This window comes from Candidatus Thiothrix sulfatifontis (assembly GCA_022828425.1).
Classification (GTDB): Bacteria; Pseudomonadota; Gammaproteobacteria; order Thiotrichales; family Thiotrichaceae; genus Thiothrix; species Thiothrix sulfatifontis.
Genome location: CP094685.1, coordinates 2,779,920 through 2,801,905 on the forward strand (window position 1 = coordinate 2,779,920; position 21,986 = coordinate 2,801,905).

Here is a 21,986-nt window from a genome sequence, read left to right on the forward strand (position 1 = left end):
GCAGTACGTGTGGGATTGGAAGATAACATTTGGTTTGATCAGAAACGTACACAATTAGCAACCAATACGGATTTATTGACAAGAATTATACAACAAGCGACGTTATTTGAACGCCCCTTAATGGAACGTACTAAAGTAAGAGTAAAGTTAGGTATAGAAGGCTGATCTTCTACAAAGCAAACATCACTCATGGTCATTTGTTTCTCCTAGCTTTGGCAATACCGTGATCGTGGTCGAGCATGACGAAGACGCGATCCGTTCCGCCGATCATGTGTTGGATATTGGCCCCGGCGCGGGTGTGCATGGCGGCTACATTATTGCGCAAGGCACACCGGAAGAAGTGTTTGCCACGCCGGATTCGGTGACGGGGCAATTCATGTCCGGGCGGCGCAAAATCACCATGCCAAGCACAAGAACCCCGTTCAACCCCGAACGCACCATCAAACTGATTGGCGCGACCGGCAATAACCTCAACGATGTGTCGCTGGAAATTCCGCTGGGGCTGCTGACCTGCATCACCGGCGTGTCGGGGTCGGGCAAATCGACGCTGATCAACCGCACGCTGTACCCGTTTCTGGCGCGGCATCTGCACGACAGCAGCGTGGAAGTTGCCCCGGTGCGCGAAGTGTTGGGCGTGGAGCAAATCGACAAAATCATCGACATCGACCAAAGCCCGATTGGGCGTACCCCGCGTTCCAACCCCGCCACCTACACGGGCGTGTTTACCGCGATTCGGGATATGTTCGCAGCGACGCAAGAAGCGCGTTCACGTGGTTATTTGCCGGGGCGGTTTTCGTTCAACGTCAAGGGCGGACGCTGCGAAGCCTGTTCCGGCGACGGTTTGATCAAGGTCGAAATGCACTTTTTGCCGGACGTATACGTGACCTGCGAAGTGTGCGACGGCAAGCGTTACAACCGCGAAACCCTCGACATCCGCTACAAGGGCAAGAATATCAGCGAAGTGCTGGCGATGACGGTGGAAGATGCCTGCGAATTCTTCGCCGCCGTGCCGTCGATCCACACCAAGCTGCAAACGCTGATGGACGTGGGGCTGTCGTACATCACGCTGGGGCAAAATGCCACCACGCTTTCGGGTGGCGAAGCGCAGCGCGTCAAGTTGGCGAAAGAGCTTTCCAAACGCGGCACGGGCAAGACGATTTATATTCTGGACGAGCCTACCACGGGGCTGCATTTCCACGACGTTGACCAGTTGCTGCAAGTGCTACACCGTTTGCGTGACAGCGGCAATACCGTGGTGGTGATCGAGCATAATCTCGACGTGATCAAGACGGCGGATTGGGTGGTGGACTTGGGGCCGGAAGGTGGAAGTCGTGGGGGGCATGTGATTGCTGTGGGTACGCCGGAAGCGGTGGCGGAAACTGAGGGGTCGTTTACGGGGGAGTTTCTGAAGCGGATGTTGTGATACAGTACCGATCATGTAAAAAATCATTGTCGTCATGAGGTTAGCCATGAATACACAAACGGTAATGGAGGGATTTTCTTCCCTTCCCCCTGATGCGCAACAGCAAGTTGCCGATTTCATTGATTTTCTGAAAGTTCGTTACCAAAAAGCCAAACCTGCAAAAAAGAAAGTTGCCCGTGCAGCGTTGGCAGAAGAGGCATTCATCGGCATGTGGCGTGAGCGTAAGGACATGCAGGATAGTAGCCAGTGGGTGCGCGAGTTACGCCGTAAGGAGTGGGGCTAAGGATGGCTGAGTTGACGTTAGTTGATACGGATATTCTGATTGATGCGGCTCACAAAGATGAGATGGCGGTTACTGTATTGCAAAATATCGAATCAACATCCGGTCTTGCTGTCAGTATTGTGACCCAAATGGAATTGGTGGTCGGTTGCCGCAACAAAACTGAGCTACGCGAATTGGCCAAATTTTTGCGGCGTTTTCAGGTCATCCATTTATCGGCAAGTATTTCACAGCGGGGCTTAGAACTGTTGCAACAATACCGTTTAAGCCACGGTTTGCTGATTCCTGATGGGTTGATTGCTGCTACTGCGATAGAAGCTGCTATCCCATTGATTAGCAAGAACCAGAAGGATTACCGCTTTATTGACGGTTTGCAGCTATTGCCTTATCCACCTTGCTGAAACGTAGCTGATCCCCATATTTCTTTTCATATCAGTCGAGATATGTTACCTATTTTCTTGTCTTATGCCATATTTGATTGAATAATGGTCGTGGCTTTGCCGCGTTACTCATGTCTGTATGGAGAAAATATGATCGAACAAATTTCTTTCGCAACAAGTGAATTTGCAGATAATCCAGAACCGCGTTGCCCATGTCTGTTGTTACTAGACGTTTCTGGTTCAATGGGAGGACAGCCGATCACTGAACTGAATTCAGGGCTGGTGACATTTAAGGATGAACTTGCCGCTGATTCTCTCGCCATGAAGCGGGTGGAGGTTGGCATTGTGACATTTGGGCCAGTTCGGACAGAACTTCCCTTCCAAAGTACCACGACGTTTTACCCCCCATACTTGGTGGCTCAGGGTGATACTCCGATGGGAAGTGCGATTCTTCAAGGGCTTGATATGGTGAAGCAACGCAAGAGCGAATATCGAGCTAATGGCATTTCCTACTACCGTCCGTGGGTGTTCCTTATTACAGATGGTGGGCCGACTGATAACTGGCAAGCTGCCGCAGCCGCTGTTCGAGAAGGTGAAGCATCTAAATCTTTTGCATTTTTCACAATAGGCGTGAAAGGTGCGAATATGGATATTCTCAAACAAATCAGTGTTCGAGAACCATTGATGCTTGATGGATTAAGATTCCGTGAGTTGTTCTCTTGGTTGTCTACCTCGTTACGTTCGGTATCACATTCTACGCCCGGTGCAGAGGTCGCACTTCAGCCTCCAACAGGTTGGGCATCAGTGTGAGTTGGCGAATTGTTGCTGCATCAGCCGCAGGCACATCGCACACTGCTACAGGTGGAGAATGTCAGGATAGCTGTTTTGCCTCAATAGAATCTGCATCGGATAAAGACTCATTACTTTACATGTTTGTTGCAGATGGGGCTGGGAGTGCAATGCGTGGCGGAAAGGGAGCCGAATTAGCCATCGAAGTCGCAGCCGAGTTTTTTACCAAACAGTATTTCTTGCCAGAATTCACTTTGCATGAGGCGTTAGCTATTGACTGTATGTTGATGATAAGACGTGCTATTGATGATCATACTGAGAAAGAAGGGCTTCGAGCGCGTGATTATGCTTGTACTTTTTTGGGGTTGTTATCTTTCTCACAAAGTACGCTGGTAATGCAAATAGGTGATGGTGGTGTTGTCATTGATATTGGAGATGGGTTTCATGTTCCTATCGAACCAATGTCAAGGGAATACGCTAACATGACTTACTTTGCTACCGATAACGCATCTCTTTATACACAAATCAGTCCTCCCCCAACTCACTAGGCTCTGTTGACATTTCATCGAGTCCAAATTAATACAGCGACAAACGCGAGGAAGCCCAGAAAATTTTGCGCTTTCTTTTCAAACCGTGAAAAGACGCGTCGATAGTGTTTCATCTTTCCAAAAAAGCACTCGATCAAGTGACGTTCTTTGTAAGCGACCCAATCACATTTCCGAGGCTCAAGCGCATTGGATTTTGAAGGAATCAGTGCTTCGATCCCTTGTTTTTCCAAATATTCCACGAAGGCTTTTGAATCATAACCTTTATCAGCCATGAGTCTTTTAAGGGGAATAGACGTGACCAGCGCCTCTGCTTGACCAATATCGGACGCTTGACCGGGGGTTAGAATAAATCGCAAGGGATAACCCAACGCATCCGTTAACGCATGGATTTTACAGCTAAATCCACCTTTGGAACGTCCGAGAGCCTCAGCTTCGGCATCACTTTTTTTGCGCCCGCTGCGCAGGCATGAGCACGCACAATCGTGCTGTCGATAAAACCTTCCTGTAAATCCGCATCAAGGCTGACCGCTGCGAACATCTCATCCCAAATACCCGCTGTTACCCAACGGTCATACCGCTTGAAAACACTGTTCCACTGACCGTATTCGGGCGGCAAACTACGCCATTGGCTGCCCGAACGGAGTATCCATAAAACACCATTAAGAAAGTGACGACAACGTCCAGAATCACCCACGTAAACACGGGGATGAACACGCAGAAATTCATGCAGCAATGACCATTGATCATCCGTCAAATAGTAGCGATTCATTGGAATACCTTGAAAAGCAGCATTTTAACCAATTCAACCCTCACAATGTCAACAGAACCTAGCCATCTGAATCCCATAAATACAGTCCAGCACCCTTGAGTAGCCAAGCCAGATACTTTTAGCCCCCGGTTCGCCATCGCATTTTCTGCCCAAAAAGCCCCCCAGTTCCGCTAGATTGCGGATCACTTGATTGAGGGTAGGTATGCCATCGGGTAGTGCTTTTTTGCCGAGCCGGAAGGATACTTTCCATTCCAGCGGGTCAAACACCAGATCAGCCGGAAGTTCTGGGCAGGTACGCCCCAACCGCATCAGAAACATAATCCGCCAAGCCACCATGATGTAGAGCGCGAGGGCTTTTTCGATGCGCTCTTTAGTGTCCAGTTGCAGTTTTTCGACGCGACAGCCGACTTTCAGGACATCAAAAAACATCTCGATTTCCCAACGCGCCCGATACCAATCGATGAGTTCACAGGCGGCATCGGCGGTCTCTACACAACGGTTGGTGACTAAACGCCAAATGAGGGGCGATTTTCCGGCGGGTGGGTTGATTTCTTTGGCTTGAACCAAGGTCAATAGCATCGGATGCTTACTTTTGGGACGCAGGGTGTAACGTAACACCTTGATTTCTTGTACCACTTTGCGAGGCTTTTCACCCTGCTTGCGCGGTTTGGTAAAGGTGATACGAGTCAACGCCTGTTGTTGATCAATGGCATCCCACAGTTTGAGGTCATCCCCCAAGGCGCGGTTATGTTGCGCCCGTATCAGCAGGTCAGCCGGGTAATCCAAGGCTTGCGCCCGTTTGAGTAAGTCATAAAAGTCGCTTTCACGGTCGCCCGTATAGATGAGGCGGTGTTCAGGGCAGCGTGCCGCCAGTTCGGCTACCCGTTCATACCCTTCAATCCAGCGACGGCTTTCTTTGATGCCGGGGTTGGCAAGATCCGCCGCTTTGCTCAATCCCCGTGACCACATCCACGTATCGGTGATGCCCAACGGCAAACGTTCTGGGGTAATACACAAGGTCGGATGCAGGTACATCCCGCGTTGCTTATCGTAGGATAAACGCCCCAAACCCTCGGTTTCCTGTCCATTGAAGTCCAGTTCGGTCGTATCTTGAATACACAGGATAATTCGCGAATCTTGTTGACGAATTCGGCACTCTGTCGCTTCAAAGTGGGATGCCATCAAAGCATCATGGCTCACCGCTTCATTCCAGAAGAAACGGTACGTCGCCAAGGTGCTTGACCAACTTTGGCAAGCTTTCGGGATGCTCGATTGGGGGGCTTTTAGCATGGCATTGAGAATATGGGCAGCGCGTGTTTCGAGACGCTTGTCTCCCAAATCAAGATCGGTGAGTTCGGTAGATGACCAGTTCATGGGTGAAAATTGCTTATCCTACATCAGCTTAGGGACTTGTGTATAAGGAGATGGGTTTAGTGAGGCGCAATTGATCGCGCTGGATAATAATCCGCACCTGACACTGCAACAACTGTTAGCAGCACCGGCCTCAACGCAACCCTGACAAGTCAAACAATTGCCCGTATTCGCGCATGGCGTAGCGGTCGGTCATCCCCGCAATAAAATCAGCAATGGCGCGCGCACGTCCCGCGTCCCCCATCTCGGTTTTGTAACGTTTCGCAAACGCCTGATATTTGGGTGTCAGCAAACGGGTGTCTTGCAAATATGCGTCAAATAATGCCCGTACTACTTGGCGTGCTCGCCAAGTCATGCGGTATACCGTAGGGTGAAAATACAGGTTGTCGTGCAGGAATTTTTTCAGCCCATTTTTTTGCTGCCGCATTTCATCGCCATAGCGCATCAACGCCACTGGTTGGGCGCGAACTTCTGCCAAGGTTTGCACCCCGGAGGCTTGGATGGCGGCTTGGCTGCTTTCGATTAAATCCACCACCATGCGCCCGATCATGCGCCGCAAGGTTTCGCGGATCAGGCGTCGGCCTTGCAGTGCGGGATATTGTTGCAATACAGTCTGATATTCTTGGGCAAAGACTGGCACTTGCTGTAATTGTTCCAAGCTGATCAGGCCGGAGCGTAAGCCGTCTTCAATGTCGTGGTTGTTGTAGGCAATTTCATCTGCCAGATTGGTGAGTTGGGCTTCCAGCGTGGGCTGGGTTTTATTGAGAAAGCGTTGCCCGACATCGCCCAAAGTTTGGGCGTGTTTGAGGGCGCAGTGTTTGAGGATGCCTTCGCGGGTTTCAAAGGTGAGGTTGATGCCGGGAAAGTCGGCGTAGCTGTCTTCCAGCACATCCACCACCCGCAGCGATTGCAGGTTGTGTTCAAACCCGCCGAAATCTTTCATGCAGGCATTGAGTTCGTCTTGCCCCGCGTGTCCGAACGGGGTGTGGCCTAAATCGTGGGCGAGCGCAATCGCTTCGGTGAGGTCTTCATTCAAGCCCATGCTGCGGGCAACTGAACGCGCAATTTGCGCCACTTCCAGCGAATGGGTCAGGCGGGTGCGGTATAAATCGCCTTCGTGATTGACGAAAACCTGGGTTTTGTATTCCAGCCGCCGGAAAGCTTTGGAATGGATAATGCGGTCGCGGTCGCGCTGGAATTCGCTACGGTATTGCGGCGGCGCTTCGGGATAACGCCGCCCTTGGGTATGTTCCGGTTGTGCTGCGTAACAAGCAGTTGTATGCATCTCGAACTCCGTCATCACGATGGCTGTAATGCCGTAGTGTAGGGCGCTTAAGGTTTGCTGGGAATAGTGGGCGTTCGTGGTAATATAGCTTGATAAGCAGATTAAGTTGGAATTATGGAAGAAAGTCTATCGTTTGTGGTTACGCTCGAAGGCGGTTCGCCGTCGGTGCAACTGGTGGTTCTCGAAGGGTATAGCCACCCGGATCGGATAATGGAAATTCCGTTTGGATTATTGGATTTCCGTGCGCTGGTGCGCAGCGCTCAAGCAACGGGTGATTATTGGATCGTGAATACCACCCCCGATTTACCGGAATTTCAGGTGGAGTCCGCCATTTTCGTGCGGCATCGTGATGATAAAATCCTCTGGGATGTTGTGTATGAGCATTATGAGCCGTTCCTTGATATTGAATTGGCAGACGATGAGGACGACGAGCCGCTGGAAGATTTTGATGAAAACGTCATCACGCTGACTTTTGACCCGTTTCAATACGTGAGTGCGCTGTATCAGTTTTGCCAGCTTTACCCGCAATTCAGGCCGGTAACATTTCAGCCCAAATCGACGGATGAATATTTGCGCTTGGAACAATTTTTACCGCAATTGCATATTTTGTGGCGGCGTTACGGCGAAGAGCAAGGTTCGGTAAGTGCCGATGGCCTATTGATCAGTGAAACCGATAGCTTTGCGAAATATGCGGAAGAGCAGTGGACGGATGAAGTGCTTCGCGCTTTATTGGAAATGCGCTTTGGTAAGATTCTGGGCAATATTGATGAATATTTGAATTCATTACCGGCGGATGTGTTGGCGAAATTGGAAGCGGACAGCGCCAGCATCGAACAAGCGTTGAATGAACGTTGGGAAAAGCTGGTTAATTCCCTAACCGAGGAAGAAGCTGAGGCGTTGGAAAATGATCAGAGCCAAAGCAAATTTCCTAACAGCTTAAAGTTACGCTTGATGCGCGAATTCCTAGCGGGAAATCCTTCGGTGTTGTTGGGTCACGCGCACGTGGCAGGTAAGCGCAGTGATACACCAGACAAAGTGATCAGTTTGGAGTCGTGGAAAAAAGACAAAGATTCCCACGCCCAGCCGCCACAATCGAATCAAGACGAATAAGATTCCGACTGCTGAAAGTGGGTAAACCGCAACTGCTGAAGAGTGAGCAATTGCGGTTTTTTCTGTTATGGCTTGCGTGCTTTTAAGCCGAAGATTGCCAGTAAACCTAACAAGACTGCGCTTAGTGGCAGGCTACCGCCACCACCAGCGTTGGTTGATGCGGCTATCTGAGGTTCGCTCGACGTATTGTTGGTTGATGTACTGGTATTGGTGGTTGCGCCTGAATTGGTATTGCCGCTTGGGCTGGGTGTTTCTTGGGTGCGGTATTTCAAGCGTTCAATGACGTTGCGGGTAATTTGCGCTACTTGCGGGTCACTTAAACCTGTTCCCCACGATATGGTTGGCGCTACAAAAACCGTGCCACTTGTTGTGGTGGGCTTAAATACCCCAAGGGTTCCCCAGCCTTGATTGCCGTGATTATTGGGTAGAATACCAGGGGTTAGAAAGGGTGAGTTGATTGCATATGCTGGAGTCGTCGCTAAAACTTGGAAGTTGGTGGGTGTGCCGTCTTCGCCCGTGACGACAGGTTTACCATTCACCATTTTGAACAATGCGCCATCGACTTCATAACCAACCGTTTTATGACCAAAGATACCTTGATTGCTTAACCCAGTACCCTCAAATGCCCAATGCGAGGCGTCGGTCACAGTGAAGCCTTCGTTAAGATAATGATTAATTCCGCCTTCGGTGTAGTTCGCGTAGCCACCGTGTCGGAAACTAACTCCGGTGGAAAGATTTTCGGGTCTATTAACTGGAGAGGTGAACCAGTTGGTGGTAACGCGACTATTATCACTTTTCAACGGATCATTGTTGGCATTTTTGTAACAAATCATGTGCTTATTATCGGCACTGAAACGTACTTGCCACCACATGGTATTGCCGCTAAAAATAGCACCATTGCCGCCCGCCGCGAGGTAGTTATCCCAATTATCTCGCATTTCTTTAGACCAGTACTCATTATGCCCGACTAGCATAACCAAGTTGTAATGGCCTAATAATGAAGGGTCACGGTGCAAATCCATCATGGAAGCAGCTTCGTAAGCAATGCCTTGCTGATCGAGCCAACTGACAAATTCACGGTGCTCTGCCCACTGGCCACGACCTGTTGGGCGTTCGGTGGAAACTTCAGGTGATGCACCATTCGTTGAGTTAAAGCCGTACATTGACTTACCGCCAATGGGTGAGTAAGCAACTTTCGTGGGTAAGCTGTCGAGAATTAAAACTTTAGAATGACTACCCGGCTGCGCTGATTTGATCGCCACGAATTCGGAGTAATCGCCTTTGCCATTATTGAGGCTAACCTCGTAAATGCCGCTAGTCCAGTTAGCGGGGATGTTCACTGAGAAAGCAGACCCCCAGTTGAGGCCGTTATAGCTATTAGGCGCGGGATTGTGATTGCCTGCCCCACTTAAGCTAACACTTTGTAAGCTGGAATTTTGGTTGCCCGCCCGCCGCATGTGTACGCTGAAATCAGACGTTGTGCTTGCGACATGCAGCTTTAGTTGCCCGCCGATTTGCACATCACCCGCTGCGATGTAACCACAAATTTCCTTGAATACGTCACCATTTCTGAAATCACAGGAAACAGCGAATGCACTCGGCGAAAACAGTGTCATACCAAGCAATCCCACGATACCAGCCAGACCTGTTGATAATTTGCCGGTTGTGGTGTGCGGATAATTGGGTAATACAGTAGCCATATAATCTTCTCCAGGATCGCCTCCCATAAGTCAATCCTTTTTCGTTGGGGTTATAAGTTCAGTTATTCTAGTCTAAATCCATAGGTTTGCATTAATTTGAACTATTGTTTTTATTTATGAGCCAATGGATACAATAACATTAAACTACATAGCCTCATGAAGAAGCATTCATAAGCCGATAAAGTGAAATGATTTCACGATGTGAAGAATCTAATTACAGTGCGAATGGCGATAAACCGTTCACTGTGAGAATGACATTCAACAATATCATCAGTGCCATAATTGTGATGGCGACGTATAAGTTTTTAAGTGAGCGTTCCATGGTTATCATCCGTTTTGTTAGTGAGTGTTCATCGGTTGCGGAGTAAACGCTATTTTATAACGATCCTCAAGCGCGTGAGTGGTCGGGAACACTGGGGTATTCCCTTATAAATCCAATATTTGTGATTTTTTCCGACAAATGGCGTGGTTAACGGGCGAAGGCTTGTTCCCATTGTGGTGCAAGCTGAAGCAAAAAGTCCCGATTGAGTGCAACCCAAATAATTAATGGTGCAATCATCGGCAGTAGCAAGGTTCCGACTTGGTAGCCCAGCGCAATAAAATCCGCTTCAGTGGGTGAAATGCTCTGTTGTGTTTGAAATGCTGCCCCAACGTCAAAAGTCAGTGTTTTCAATACGCTGAATGTCATGCTGAAGATTTCAGTGGGTAGGATCAAAAGGATACCCCACAATAAATTCGACCATTTGTGCGGGCTTGGGGTGGCGAGTATTAATGCCATCAACAGCGGCAAACTGTAGCTGTAAATCAGCGGGTTAAGCTGGAACCCCAAGACGTCATCACCGACGGGGGGCGAGACGATCATCCCAGTGCTATCGTGTCCAAAGTTAGAGGCTAACACCAGCATGTGCCCGTCTAAACGTAGCCACATGAGCGCTTCAGGCACAACGATGCTCACGAGTTTGCCGGTTATCAACGTGATAGGGGCAAGGTGGTAGGTGGCACTGGCATACCACAGGAAAAACGTGAGTGGAAAAAAAATCAGTACGCCCAACATAAAGCGGTGCAGGGGCTTGTGTGTCATGCCACTGCCTCGGCTGATTGTGTTTGGCGCTGCTGCCCCGGCAAATAACGAATCCACACCAAAAAGACGATAAGGGCATCCAGCATAATCAGGGCTTGCCAAATGTACAGATGCGCCCAATCAAACAGTGCCTGACTCCATTGTCCAAGGTAAAATAAACTAATGATTCGCAACAGATTCATGCCTTGAATGGCAATGAAGCCCCACAATAACCCCGTCAGTTTGTACAAGAAGGGGGCAGGGAATGCCATAATTGCTGCCAGCAATACAATCATCGCCTCAACCCCATTGCACCCCGGCTCAATCGATACCGCAAAGCCATTCACCGTGCTGCGCACGACTTTACCGGCGGTAGCTACATTGGGGTCGAACGCGGTCATTAACCAACCGCTCACGTCAGCTAACACGCTCGTCCACGGCAGGATAACAGCGGTTTGCACGGGTTGAAGCATTTCTACCCCAAACAAAACGCCTTGCACCAATAGAAACAACAGAAGGAAACGTACCATAGCTCACTTTCTTGTATTTTTTATAACGCTATCATTTTAGCTGATGTTAGAGCGGATGGGTAGCGCTTCACGTTAAAGAACTTCCCGTGTTACGCCGTTGCGATATTTCATGCAAAAGTTGTACGGCTGTTTCGACTGACTGTAGCCTGTTTTCAGGGAACTTCGCCAATAAGCCGTTAATTAACGGTTGGTAAGCAGACAAGTTATCCGGTAAGGATGGTATGGGGGCAAGTGCATGTTTTTTCAATAGTTCCGCTAATGTGGTCGATTCGTAGGGCTTGCGACCCACTAGCAATTCATAAAGTATCACCCCCAAGGCGTACAAATCGGTACGTTCATCCGGTGGGTCGCCAATAATGCGCTCGGGGCTAATATAGTAGGGCGTACAGTAAATTTCATCTTCACGCAAAAAGCCACTGGCGACCAACAAACGGGTTTCTAAACCAAAATCCAGCAAGGCCAATGATTGGTCGTGGCGCACAATAATATTGGAGGTTTTAAGGTCTTGATGCAGCAGCCCGATGCCGTGAATCACGCCCAGCGCAAGCGCAATTTCTTCAAACCATTGCAACGCTTGCGCTGATGAGGGGTTGCCCGATGCCGCTAAGTGCCGCCGCAAAGTAGTGCCGGGCACATATTCCATAATCATGTACAAGGTGCCAGAGCTGATGCCCGCATCCAGCGGCTGCACCAGCCCAGGGTGCGCAAGCAGTGCCAAGGCTTTGCTTTCCAAAATGAATTCGTCAATTAAATCTTGTGCCAAGTGACTGGCATCAAATTTGAAACGTTTAATCACCACCGCTGCGCCGTCGGTCTTTCGCGCCAACAGAATGATGGCATTGTCGCTTTCATGCAACGTCTCGATTTGCTGATAGCCCGGTAATGCCAGCGGATACTGCGCCAATAAAGGGTGTTTCACGCCGCTGTTCCTGTGTACTTGTTCATTAGCCCTCATTCATAAAATGTTGGTGTGGTAATCGACCGCTGTAAATAGTGTAGGACATTGGCGACGGGTATGTCGTCTCACCTAGTATCAACAAGGAAATCGGGTGCAATCGGAATTGACAAACGGGGCGGAGTCACCCATAATTCCGCGCTTTTCTATGGGCATCTGCCCAAGATCCTTGCCTCACCATTCATGGGAGGCTTTTAACCCGAAAGGAAACTGTCATGAGACATTATGAAATTGTCTTTCTGGTCCACCCGGATCAGAGTGAACAAGTACCTGCGATGGTAGAACGCTACCGTAGTATGGTGCAAGAAAGCGGTGGCGCAATCCACCGTTTGGAAGATTGGGGCCGTCGCCAATTGGCTTACCCGATCAATAAGCTGCATAAAGCACACTATGTGCTGATGAATATCGAATGCGGCGCGGAAACACTGGCTGAACTGGAAAGCATTTTCCGCTTCAACGACGCGGTTATCCGTAATGTCACCATGCGCATGGATAAGGCTGTCACTGAGCCATCCCCGTTGAGAAAAGACGCGGAAGGCAAGCCTGCTAGACGTATGCGTGAAGAGCCTGTGTCAGATGATGATTACTCATCATCCGATGACGAATAATTACGGTTGATCTGGAGCTAATATATGTCACGTCAATTCCGCCGCAAAAAATACTGCCGTTTCACGGCTGAAAAGATCACCGAGATTGATTACAAAGATCTCGAAATCCTGAAGAGCTTTATCACCGAAACCGGCAAAATCGTACCCAGCCGCATTACAGGTACTAAAGCGATTTATCAGCGTCAACTGGCAACCGCTATCAAGCGGGCGCGTTTCCTCGCGTTGCTGGCATACACTGATCAGCACAAGTAAAAGGTGAGTACGATGCAAGTTATTCTTTTGAAAAAAGTGGAAAACCTTGGCACGCTCGGCAATGTTGTGTCAGTGCGCCCTGGTTATGCCCGCAACTTCCTTGTTCCACAAGGCAAGGCGCAAATGGCAACTAAAGCCAATTTAGCTGCTTTTGAAGTCCGTCGCGCTGAATTAGAAGCCGAAGCCGAAGCGATTCTGGCAGCCGCACAAGCGCGTCGTGACCAACTGGCTGAGATGGTGTTGACCATCAAAGGCAAAGCGGGTAACGAAGGCAAATTGTTCGGTTCGGTATCCAATATTGAAATCGCGGAAGCGATTCAAGCTGCTGGTATCGAAATCGAACGCCGTGAAATCCGTATGCCGGATGGCGCTATCCGCCATTTGGGTGAATTTGAAATCGGCGTACATTTGCACGCCGAAGTCGATACCACCATCAAGGTTGTCGTTGAAGCAGAATAATTTCTGATTTAACAATATCTTGTGAAAAATGCCCCGCCATGCTTGATCGTGTGGCGGGGTATTTTTATTTATCCACAGTTTTCCCACTGTTCTATCCCTAACGTTTACCGCTAATTTTCGTTAAACTGCACCCATGGCAGACTCATACGAATCCCTCAAAATCCCCCCCCACTCCATCGAAGCCGAACAATCTGTTCTGGGCGGCTTGTTGTTGAGTGGCTTAGCTAACGACAGTACCGCGTGGGATACCATTGCGGATAAAATAATCGAAAGCGATTTCTATAGGCAAGACCATCGCCTGATTTTCCGCGCTATCGCCGATTTGGTCGAAGACAGCAAACCGCTGGATTTGGTCACGGTGTCGGAATGGCTCAAGCAGCGTAATGAACTGGAAAATGCCGGTGGCTTTGCTTATTTGGCGACGATGGCGAAAGACACACCCAGCGCTGCCAATATCCGTGCGTATGCTGACATCGTGCGTGAAAAGTCGGTGCTGCGCCAATTGATTAGCGTGGGGACCGGCATTGCCGATTCCGCCTTCACTGCCCAAGGTCGCCCCAGCAAAGAATTGCTGGATGAAGCCGAACAAAAGGTTTTCAAGATCGCAGAGCAAGGCACACGGCAAGGCCAAGTATTCAAACCGCTGAAAAGTCTACTTAAAGTTACTTTGGCGCACATCGAAGAATTAAGCAAACTCGACACCAATATTACCGGCGTTTCCACCGGCTACAGCCAATTGGATGAAATGACCTCAGGCTTGCAGAAAGGAGATTTGATCATCGTGGCTGGGAGACCATCCATGGGAAAATGCATTGTTACTGGCAGCCGCGTATTGAATCCGCTCACGGGGCGTTTGGAAGTTATTGACGATTTGATTGCCCGACAACAAGGTTCGTTGGCTACGCTAAACGCACAGATGCGTTTGCAAGTCGCGCAACCGTCGCAATATGTTGATGATGGTATCAAACCCGTTTTCCGGGTACGCACGGCGCTTGGGCGTGAAATCACCACCACGCTGACGCATCCTTTTCTCACGATTGAAGGTTGGAAGCCATTAGCGGATATTCAGGTCGGTAAACGCATTGCTGTGCCACGTATTTTACCGTTTTTTGGCAAAGGCACGCTGTCAGAACAGCGCACCAAACTCATTGCTTATTTTTTAACTGATGGTGGCTTGACGCAAAGTTGCCCGCAATTCACCAATATTAACCCTCGAATTCGCCAAGATTTTATTGCCGCACTCGACGATTTTCCGGGTGTGCAATGGCGCTTGGAAGACAGCAAGGGGCAACGCACCCCCAGTATCCGTGTCGCAACCGATACCGTATTTCAGCACGAAGCAAGGCAAGATTTTGCTGCGCGTTTTAAACACCGCTTGCAAGAACTTTCCTTAAGTTTGAATGCATTGGCGCGACAATTAGGCGTTGCCGTGGCAACGGTACATTATTGGTCAGTAGGTAAAGCAGTTCCTGCTGGGGATATGTTCGGTATTTTGTGTCGGCAACTTCAGCTAGAACCCTCTGCATTGATGCCACATGGCAGTGCTGCCACTACCCGTTCTGCGCCAAATCCGGTGACGGAATGGTTACAAACGTTGGGTTTGATGGGCAAAAATGCTTATGAAAAGCGTATACCGGCGCCTGTATATGAATTGCCGCGTGCGCTGATGGCGGTTTTTTTGAATCGGGCGTTTGCGTGTGATGGCAGTGTTTACGTCCAAAACGGTGTTCAAGCGGGTATTTCCTATAGCACGGTTAGCTATGCATTAGCGCGGGATATGCAGCATTTATTGGTACGTTTTGGCATTCTTGCGAAATTACGCCATCGGCAAATACGGTATCAGGGTGAATATCGTGCCGCCTATGAATTGCGTATTACACATCAGCAACACGTTCGCCAATTTTTAGAAGAAATTGGCGTGTACGGTAAAGAAGAAGCCGTGCAAAAAGCCTTGACGGTCAGCCAAGAAAAAACACCCAAAGTCATTTTAGATACGTTACCAAGTGAAACATGGGCAATTGTTGCAGACTGCAAAAGCGATTTGACTTGGGCAGAGTTAGCTCATCGCATGGGGCGTAAACCCGGACATAATTTCCATGTGGGTAAGCGCGGCATAGGTCGTGAGTTATTGGCAGAAATGGCAGCCGCATTATCGTCCGAGACACTTGCTACGCTTGCGCACAGTGATCTTTATTGGGATGAAATTGAATCCATTGATTATTTGGGTGAACAGCAAGTCTATGATTTGAGCGTACCGGATACGCACAATTTTGTTGCTGATGATGTGTTGGTGCATAACACTACTTTTTCGATGAATATCGCCGAATATGCCGCTGCGCACAAAAAACTCCCGACCGCTGTATTCAGCATGGAGATGCCCGCCGAACAGCTCACTTTGCGTTTGCTGTCTTCGATGGGACGGGTAGATCAACACCGCATTCGGACGGGCAAACTCACCGATGAAGATTGGCCGCGCATTGCCACGGCGGTGAAAATTTTTGCCGATGTTCCCATGTTCATCGACGACAGCCCTGCGCTTTCCCCGACCGAAGTTCGCGCCCGCGCCCGCCGCTTAATGCGTGAACACGGGCAACTCGGCTTGATTGTGTTGGACTACTTGCAATTGATGCAAACTGGCACGAGCACCGACAACCGCACTGCGGAAATTTCCGAAATCTCACGCGGTTTGAAGTCGTTGGCAAAAGAACTCGCGGTTCCCGTGATTGCCCTGTCACAGCTTAATCGCAGCTTGGAACAACGCCCCAATAAGCGCCCAGTGATGTCGGATTTACGTGAATGCGTTACCGGCGATACCTTAGTTATGTTGGCAGATGGGCGGCGCGTACCTATCCGTGATTTGGTTGGGCAAACGCCTAGCGTTGTGTCGGTGAATGCTGCTGGACAATTGGAAACTGCCGTTACGGATTTAGTGTGGTCAGTTGGTAAGAAAGAAACCGTGCGTGTTAGCTTTGCCAGTGGGCGAACGATTTGTTGTTCCAAAGAGCACCGTTTACGCGCCTTGTGGGATTGGCAATATGCTGGAGAATTGCAACCCGGCGACCGTATTGCATTGGCACATCATTTACCAGAACCAGCACAGCCGCAGCCATGGCCTGAGCATGAAATTATTTTACTGGCGCATTTGGTGGGTGATGGTAGCTACATTAAACACCAACCCTTACGCTATACCACCGCCTGTGAAGCAAACAGCCAAGCCGTCACACAAGCTGCCGAAGCACTGGGTTCTACCGTGACTCGTTATCCCGGCAAAGGTAATTGGCATCAGCTTGTGATTAGCGGAAATGGCAACCGTTGGCATCCGCAAGGGGTAGGCAAGTGGCTAAAAGACTTGGGTATATTCGGGCAACGTTCGCGTGAAAAATATTTGCCAGCGGGTGTGTTTCAATTACCTAATGCGCAATTGGCACTATTTCTGCGTCATTTGTGGGCGACCGATGGCAGTATTCATGTGGGGAAAACTAAATGCCGCATTTATTTTGCCACTGCCAGTGAACTGCTGATTCGGGATGTTGCGGCTTTGTTGCTACGTTTCGGGATTGTGGCACGTATCAAACATATCACTACTGCGGAAAGTATAGAGGGTTGGTTTACTGCCGATGTTTCTGGTGTAACCCAGCAACGCCTCTTTATGCGTGAGATTGGGGCATTTGGGTCACGTGCGGATAATAGCGACGAACTCATGTGCTTGCTGAACAGTACCGTTGATAATACCAATGTGGATACCTTGCCAGAAAGCGTGTTTGACTATGTTCGTGCGCAGATGCAGCAACAAGGGATTACGCATCGCCGCATGGCAAGTTTGCGTGGCACGGCTTATGGTGGCAATGCGCATTTTAACTTTGCCCCGTCACGCGATACTTTGAGTAGTTATGCTGAGATTTTGAATGATGATGCCTTGCGCACATTGGTGAGTGACGGTTTATTTTGGGATAGAGTGGTCGCAGTTGAACCAGCGGGTGAAGCTGAAGTCTTTGATTTAACTGTTCCGGGTAATGCCTGTTGGTTGGCGGATGGGATTGTGAGCCACAATTCGGGCGCGATTGAACAAGATGCTGACTTAATCATCTTTATCTATCGCGATGAAGTCTACAACCCCGAATCCCCCGACAAAGGCACAGCAGAAATCATCATTGCCAAGCAGCGTAATGGGCCGATTGGCAGTCTGCGTTTAACCTTCCTCGGTAAATACACCCGTTTTGAGAATTATACCCCTGACATTTATACCCCAGGATTTGAATAATTGTTACAAACCGCTACACTGCCTGCATGAAACGATCTGCACGCGCCATTATTGATACTGCTGCACTGCGGCATAACCTTGCACGCTGCCGCGAAGTCGCGCCGAATAGTTTGGCAATGGCGGTGATTAAGGCCAATGCTTACGGACACAATATGCTCAAAGCTGCCGAAACCCTCAGCAATGCTAACGGTTTCGCGGTCTCATGTTTGTCGGAAGCGACCGAATTGCGCCAAGCCCGCTTTATCCACCCGATTTTGGTGTTGCAAGGTTTCAATCATTTGCAAGGCATGAAAACTGCCGCCGAACACCGTTTTCGCGTGGTGCTGCACGATCTTTCCCAACTGGAATTGCTCGATAATGCGCCCGCCTCGGTCAAAGTGGATGTCGCGCTGAAACTGGATACCGGAATGCACCGTCTGGGCTTTCCAGTAGAGCAAGCGCCGCACTTATTTGAGCGCTTGCAGAAGCACCCGAACGTCAAGCCCAACCCGTGGTTGATGACACACATGGCGTGTGCCGACGACTTGGATAGCGACAAAACTCCGCAACAACTGGAACGCTTTGCCAAATACACCGCTGGATTGCAGGCACCGCGTAGCATTGGCAATTCCGCCAGTATTCTAGGCTGGCCGCAAACCCATGTGAATTGGGTACGCCCCGGCATTATGTTGTATGGCTCTTCCCCGTTTGTGAATGGCGATGCTAAGCGTGACGGGTTGCAGCCGGTGATGAGCTTGGTTGCACCGCTGATTTCGATTCACACCATTCCGCAAGGCGAAAGCATTGGCTACGGGGCAAGTTGGGTATGCCCAGAAGACACCCGTACTGGTGTAGTGGCGATTGGTTATGCCGACGGCTACCCACGCCATGCGCCAACGGGTACGCCAGTTTGGATCAATGGCAAGCAAACCCGTCTGCTAGGGCGCGTGTCGATGGATATGATCGTAATCGACCTCACCGCCATTGAAGCGCGGGTGGGTGATCAGGTGGAATTGTGGGGCAAACACCTGTCTGTCGACCGGGTTGCGCAAGCCGCTGGGACGATCAGTTATGAGATTTTGTGTAACGCAGGCAATCTTTGCAAGCATGAATATCTTTGATGGAATAAATATTTTTTTGTTGCTGATAATTAAATAAGAATTTGCTATCCTATTTTTTGTACAGATTAATCAAATCATGGATGGGCTTGGAATGGCAACAGCAGTATACGCGGTGAAAAATGGTCGCCGCGAACAAATGAAACGTGAATTGATCGGCTTGGTGATTGGTACTACGTTGTTGATGGCGGGCATGGCTTTTCTGTTTTCGCAAAGCATTGTTGCCAGCAACGCCAGTAATACCGTTACCCAAACCATTGAAGCGCCACGCGTAGACAAGGTTCCAGAGCCGCAAGCAATTGCAGCGGCTTTAGAGCCTGAACCTGAACTCACCCCCGCTATTCCTGCAAGCAGTCCAACTGTTGCCATTGCTGCTGATCAAGCGGAACCAGAGACAACGGCTGTCACGGTTCCAGCGTTAGCCGCACTCACGGAAACACCCCCGGAAATGCCAGAAAATACCCCTGCTGCTCCCGTTGAAGTATCAGAAAAAATAATTGAGCCACCCGCTGCTACGGGTTGGATTTATGCCGGACAATTTGCTAATGGCAAGTGGTCGGAGCAAGGTTTGAAAATTGGCGCGGAATTGCCCGTCAGTGGCGCTAAGTATGCATTAACGTGGGGCGCTACTGTGCGTGAAAATCCCCCCGGCAAGCGTAGCGAAGGCGGCAAGTTAAGCAAGTCGCTTGGCAACGTAGCCCCCGGTCGTGAAATTGAAGTGGTGCAAGTTAAAAAATCGGGCAGCAAAGGCCATATTTGGCTGGAAATTAAATACCAATAATAACCAGCGCTGATACGTATGGTGCTAGACTTGCAACTATTCTTGAGTTGCCGTTGTCTCTATTTGCATCATGATATTAAGTATTCGCACCAAACTGTTTATGGCTATCTTCCTTGCCTGCCTGCTGATTGCGGGCGGGTTGGGTGGCATTTTGCAATACCGGCTCAATCGCAGCTTTCTGGATTATCTCAATGAACAGGAAAATCGTTCGCTAACGCAATTGGAAAGCCGTTTAGTGGACGTCTACGAAGCCCGTGGCAGTTGGGAAGAACTTGAACAAAATCCCCAACTCTGGACATCCATCCTCCTATCAGCGGTACGCAGCAGCTTTTTTCCGGTGAATGGCGACAAGTTTGGTGCTGAACCGCCCCCCCCTCTCCTGCGTGAACGTGACCATGAATCAGGCAGAATGCCTCCGCCACGGGTGCACATTGCGCAACGCATGGAGCGCTTTGTCGGGCGCATTGTGTTATTGGATGCCAAACGCGCCGTGGTGAAAGGCAGCAGCCGCTTGGGTATGCCAGACAATTTGCTGGAGCTAAAGTCAGCGGGTAAAACCATTGGCTATTTGGGAATGCACCGCCGCCAAAGTCTGACCGAAAAAGTGGACGTGGACTTTGCGGAGCGTTTGCAACGCACGGTGTGGCTGGTGGTGTTGCTACTCGCACTGCCCATGGCGGGGCTGCTATCGTTTTTATTGGCGCGGCATTTGGGCAAGCCGATTCAAGCTTTGCGTAAGGGGACGCGCCAACTCACTGACGGCAATTACAGTTTGCGCATGACACCGCAAGGGCGTGATGAGCTGGGCTTGCTGACCCGCGATTTCAACCAATTAGCGGAACGTTTGCAGCAAAATGAGACCTCGCGCAAGCAGTGGATTGCCGATATTGCGCATGAATTGCGTACCCCGCTGGCGATTTTGCGCGGCGAAATTGAAGCGCTGCAAGATGGCATTAATCAGCCGGATACCGCTACCCTGGCTTCGTTGCATCAGGAAGTGAGCCATTTACAGCGCTTGGTCAGTGACCTTTATGACCTTTCGATGTCAGACAGCGGGGCGCTCAGTTATCACAAGGAAACGCTTGATATTGTTGCGTTATTGCGTGAAACCCTGACTTTGCACCATACCGTTTTGCAAGAACAGGGGCTACAGGTGCAAACCCAAGGTTTGGCGCAGCAAGCCGTACTGGTGCAAGGCGATCCGCAACGTTTGCAACAATTGTTCAAAAATTTGTTGGAAAATAGCCTGCGCTATACCGATAAGCCGGGGCAATTACACATCAGCAGCCAGTTGCAGGCAGAATGGATGGATATTTTGTTTGAAGATTCTGCGCCGGGTGTGCCAAACGAAGCGCTGCCCCAATTGTTTGAACGTTTATTCCGTGTGGAAAGTTCGCGCAACCGTGCGACGGGCGGCGCTGGTTTGGGCTTGAGCATTTGCCGTAATATCGTTGAAGCGCACGGTGGCACGATTAGCGCCGCTCATGCAACACTGGGTGGGCTGCAAATTCGTGTTCACTTACCGCTGCATCGCTAATGGATAAAGGCATGGAACCGATGGAACAGATTCTGATTGTCGAAGATGAACCCAAAATTGCCGATTTGCTGCAAAAATACCTGCAAAACGCCAATTATCGCACCCATTGGCTTAATAGTGGGGTGGGAGTGGGGGATTGGGTACGCCAAACGCCGCCCAGCCTCATTTTGTTGGATCTCATGCTACCCGGCAAAGATGGCTTGGAAGTGTGTAAGGAAATTCGCCAGTTTTCGCTGCTGCCGATCATTATGCTAACGGCGCGGGTCGAGGAAATTGACCGCTTATTGGGCTTAGAACTCGGTGCCGATGACTATATTTGCAAGCCGTTTAGCCCGCGTGAAGTGGTGGCACGGGTCAAAGCGGTGCTACGACGCTGGCAGATTATGCCCAGCGATACCCCTAGCATGGCTATCCATTCCAGCCCTAAGACGGCTTTGCTGGCATTGGATCGCGACCGTTTATTGGTCATGGCTGGGCAACAGGAAATCACCCTAACGTTGGTGGAATTTGAATTGCTGGCAACCTTGCAACAACAACCGGGCAGAATCTTCGGGCGTGATCAACTAATGAATAAGGTGTACACCGATAATCGCATTGTGTCTGATCGCACGATTGACAGCCATATCAAAAAGTTACGTAAAAAACTGTCAGAAATATTGCCGGATCACGAACTCATCCACTCGGTCTACTCGGTGGGCTACAAGTTCGAGGTGTGATCTCGCCGTGTGACTTCCGCATTGTTTGCACAATTGCAGCAAATTTGATGCGCAATTCACCCGTACTATGTTCCT

21 protein-coding genes and 1 pseudogene are annotated in these 21,986 nt (G+C 49.8%); 14 read left to right on the plus strand and 8 right to left on the minus strand.

What is annotated here, in order from left to right; genetic code table 11:
- Positions 1-214 precede the first annotated feature (214 nt).
- The 5 genes and pseudogenes from L3K52_13835 (at position 215) to L3K52_13855 (ending at position 3,420) form a co-directional block, all read left to right on the plus strand.
- Positions 215-1,423: pseudogene (locus L3K52_13835) on the plus strand (ATP-binding cassette domain-containing protein).
- Positions 1,424-1,469: 46 nt separating this feature from the next.
- A complete protein-coding gene (locus tag L3K52_13840; protein UOG91272.1) occupies positions 1,470-1,706 on the plus strand; it encodes a DUF2281 domain-containing protein in 237 nt (78 codons plus the stop codon).
- A 2-nt stretch (positions 1,707-1,708) separates the two neighbouring features.
- Positions 1,709-2,104 (plus strand): type II toxin-antitoxin system VapC family toxin, encoded by a 396-nt coding sequence (locus L3K52_13845; GenBank protein UOG91273.1) that lies wholly within the window; start codon positions 1,709-1,711, stop codon positions 2,102-2,104.
- Positions 2,105-2,233: 129 nt separating this feature from the next.
- Complete coding sequence (locus L3K52_13850) at positions 2,234-2,893, plus strand: VWA domain-containing protein (GenBank protein UOG91274.1); 660 nt, start codon at positions 2,234-2,236, stop codon at positions 2,891-2,893.
- Entirely contained in the window at positions 2,890-3,420 is a 531-nt protein-coding gene (locus L3K52_13855) for a protein phosphatase 2C domain-containing protein (GenBank protein UOG91275.1), read from the plus strand. The genes L3K52_13850 and L3K52_13855 overlap by 4 nt, the downstream gene beginning before the upstream one ends.
- Positions 3,421-3,434: 14 nt before the next feature.
- Here L3K52_13855 and L3K52_13860 read toward each other — a convergent pair whose 3' ends face one another.
- The 4 genes from L3K52_13860 to L3K52_13875 all read right to left on the minus strand — a co-directional run bounded on the left by L3K52_13860 (position 3,435) and on the right by L3K52_13875 (position 6,845).
- Entirely contained in the window at positions 3,435-3,884 is a 450-nt protein-coding gene (locus L3K52_13860; protein ID UOG94009.1) for an IS5 family transposase, read from the minus strand.
- Positions 3,797-4,189, minus strand: coding sequence for an IS5 family transposase (locus L3K52_13865; protein ID UOG91276.1), 393 nt, complete (start codon positions 4,187-4,189; stop codon positions 3,797-3,799). The genes L3K52_13860 and L3K52_13865 overlap by 88 nt, the downstream gene beginning before the upstream one ends.
- A 48-nt stretch (positions 4,190-4,237) precedes the next feature.
- Positions 4,238-5,563 carry an IS4 family transposase gene (locus L3K52_13870; GenBank protein UOG91277.1) on the minus strand — a complete coding sequence of 442 codons (1,326 nt, stop codon included), beginning with the start codon at positions 5,561-5,563 and terminating at the stop codon, positions 4,238-4,240.
- A gap of 130 nt (positions 5,564-5,693) precedes the next feature.
- A complete protein-coding gene (locus L3K52_13875) occupies positions 5,694-6,845 on the minus strand; it encodes a deoxyguanosinetriphosphate triphosphohydrolase (GenBank protein UOG91278.1) in 1,152 nt (383 codons plus the stop codon).
- Between the two features lie 114 nt (positions 6,846-6,959).
- Here L3K52_13875 and L3K52_13880 point away from each other — a divergent pair, with 114 nt between their 5' ends.
- A complete protein-coding gene (locus L3K52_13880; GenBank protein UOG91279.1) occupies positions 6,960-7,955 on the plus strand; it encodes a hypothetical protein in 996 nt (331 codons plus the stop codon).
- Positions 7,956-8,020: 65 nt separating this feature from the next.
- On the opposite strand, the gene L3K52_13885 is transcribed toward L3K52_13880, so the two are convergent.
- The 4 genes from L3K52_13885 to L3K52_13900 all read right to left on the minus strand — a co-directional run bounded on the left by L3K52_13885 (position 8,021) and on the right by L3K52_13900 (position 12,164).
- A complete protein-coding gene (locus L3K52_13885) occupies positions 8,021-9,655 on the minus strand; it encodes a hypothetical protein (protein ID UOG91280.1) in 1,635 nt (544 codons plus the stop codon).
- A gap of 469 nt (positions 9,656-10,124) precedes the next feature.
- Entirely contained in the window at positions 10,125-10,736 is a 612-nt protein-coding gene (locus tag L3K52_13890) for a hypothetical protein (protein ID UOG91281.1), read from the minus strand.
- Entirely contained in the window at positions 10,733-11,245 is a 513-nt protein-coding gene (gene xrtH / locus L3K52_13895) for an exosortase H (GenBank protein ID UOG91282.1), read from the minus strand. The genes L3K52_13890 and xrtH overlap by 4 nt, the downstream gene beginning before the upstream one ends.
- A gap of 67 nt (positions 11,246-11,312) precedes the next feature.
- Positions 11,313-12,164, minus strand: a complete 852-nt coding sequence (locus tag L3K52_13900; GenBank protein ID UOG91283.1) for a serine/threonine protein kinase — start codon at positions 12,162-12,164, stop codon at positions 11,313-11,315.
- A gap of 251 nt (positions 12,165-12,415) precedes the next feature.
- Here L3K52_13900 and rpsF point away from each other — a divergent pair, with 251 nt between their 5' ends.
- The 8 genes from rpsF to L3K52_13940 all read left to right on the plus strand — a co-directional run bounded on the left by rpsF (position 12,416) and on the right by L3K52_13940 (position 21,911).
- Positions 12,416-12,808 (plus strand): 30S ribosomal protein S6, encoded by a 393-nt coding sequence (rpsF, locus tag L3K52_13905; protein UOG91284.1) that lies wholly within the window; start codon positions 12,416-12,418, stop codon positions 12,806-12,808.
- A 24-nt stretch (positions 12,809-12,832) separates the two neighbouring features.
- Positions 12,833-13,060: a 30S ribosomal protein S18 gene (rpsR, locus tag L3K52_13910; protein UOG91285.1), complete on the plus strand. Its 228-nt coding sequence runs from the start codon at positions 12,833-12,835 to the stop codon at positions 13,058-13,060.
- 12 nt (positions 13,061-13,072) lie between these two features.
- Complete coding sequence (rplI, locus tag L3K52_13915; GenBank protein UOG91286.1) at positions 13,073-13,519, plus strand: 50S ribosomal protein L9; 447 nt, start codon at positions 13,073-13,075, stop codon at positions 13,517-13,519.
- A 133-nt stretch (positions 13,520-13,652) separates the two neighbouring features.
- Complete coding sequence (gene dnaB, locus L3K52_13920; GenBank protein ID UOG91287.1) at positions 13,653-17,780, plus strand: replicative DNA helicase; 4,128 nt, start codon at positions 13,653-13,655, stop codon at positions 17,778-17,780.
- 26 nt (positions 17,781-17,806) lie between these two features.
- Positions 17,807-18,880, plus strand: coding sequence for an alanine racemase (gene alr, locus L3K52_13925; protein ID UOG91288.1), 1,074 nt, complete (start codon positions 17,807-17,809; stop codon positions 18,878-18,880).
- 91 nt (positions 18,881-18,971) lie between these two features.
- The gene (locus L3K52_13930; GenBank protein UOG91289.1) at positions 18,972-19,658 is read left to right on the plus strand and encodes a hypothetical protein; all 687 of its coding nucleotides are present in this window, start codon (positions 18,972-18,974) and stop codon (positions 19,656-19,658) included.
- Between the two features lie 100 nt (positions 19,659-19,758).
- Positions 19,759-21,195, plus strand: a complete 1,437-nt coding sequence (locus L3K52_13935) for an ATP-binding protein (protein UOG91290.1) — start codon at positions 19,759-19,761, stop codon at positions 21,193-21,195.
- Positions 21,196-21,215: 20 nt separating this feature from the next.
- Positions 21,216-21,911, plus strand: coding sequence for a response regulator (locus L3K52_13940; protein UOG94010.1), 696 nt, complete (start codon positions 21,216-21,218; stop codon positions 21,909-21,911).
- Positions 21,912-21,986 lie beyond the last annotated feature (75 nt).